Origin of the sequence: Rhodomicrobium udaipurense JA643 (assembly GCF_000636015.1) — a bacterium.
Classification (GTDB): Bacteria; Pseudomonadota; Alphaproteobacteria; order Rhizobiales; family Rhodomicrobiaceae; genus Rhodomicrobium; species Rhodomicrobium udaipurense.
On sequence record NZ_JFZJ01000235.1, the window covers coordinates 1 to 1095 of the forward strand.

Annotated in this window: 2 protein-coding genes; both read left to right on the forward strand. The window is 63.0% G+C overall.

Translation table 11 applies throughout. The features are described 5' to 3' along the window. Window positions 1–381 (forward strand): fructose-bisphosphatase class II (locus T281_RS17110; protein ID WP_037242541.1); only part of this gene is annotated, 381 nt, incomplete at its 5' end. Window positions 382–575: 194 nt separating this feature from the next. Beyond that, the coding region (locus tag T281_RS17115; RefSeq protein ID WP_162173211.1) for a polysaccharide deacetylase family protein at window positions 576–1095 on the forward strand (520 nt) is incomplete at its 3' end.

Sequence of the window (1095 nt, forward strand, 5' to 3'; positions counted from 1 at the left end):
ATCCAGACCTGCAAGCCGGACGAAACCGGCATCGACATCTATCTCGGCACAGGTGGCGCCGCCGAAGGCGTTCTCGCCGCCGCAGCGCTCGTTTGCCTCGGCGGCCAGATCGAAGGGCGTCTCTCAGGGCTCAGCGACGAGCAGGCGCGGCACGCGGAATCGCTCGGCATCGAGAACCCGCGAAGACTCTTCCGCGTGGAAGACATGGTTTCGGGGGACATCATCTTCGCCGCTACGGGCGTCACGGACGGTCCGTTGTTGCCGGGCGCGCGTTTCTTCGACGGCCGCATCGAGACGCACACCGTCATCATGCGCTCGTCCACCCGCACCGTGCGCTGGATTCGCGCCGAGCACCTCGACGTCCGCAAATTCGAGCGCTGAGTCGCGGTGCCTCGCGTTCGGCGTTTCGAAATCGGAAACAAACATCGGCCCCAAAGCTGAGCTTGATGCTCTCCCCGGGGCGAGAGACGATACGCGTTCGGGTGCCGTGCGATCAGCCATGATACGGGCGCGCCATGCGGAAAGTCGCTCGCCGGAAAACTTCGCGCGAAGACCGGCGAGGCAGCGGGGCATTGATGCGGATTTGGTTATTTGCTGTAGGGGCTTTTGTTCTGATCCCGGCTCTGGCCGAGGCGAAAGAGTGCGTTTATACTGAAAAGAGCTTTCTCGCGCGGGTGGTGGCGTTCGATTCGCAGAAGCGGCACACTTATGGCGGTGAGAAGGGCGGCGCGGGCGAGGCGACTTCTGAACCGCCGTTGCTCGGGGAGAAGGAAATCGTGCTTTCCTTCGAGCAGGGACCGCACAGCGCCTATACGAAATACGTCCTCGACATCCTCGACAAGCACTGCGTGAAGGCAACCTTCTTCCTCAAGGGAAGCGCGGCGCTGGCGAATTCTGTGGCTGTGCGCGACGTTGCTCGTCGCGGTCATACGCTGGCAGGGGGCGTTTGGTCGAAAGCGAACGCGGCCAAGCCTGAAGACGCCAGGAATGAGTTGGAGAGCGCACTCGCCGCCGTCGCGAAGGCCTCGAAGGAGCCGGTCGCGCCGTTTCTCCGCATGTCGCAGCGTGCTCTTGCCCCGGAATTTCAGGCGTATA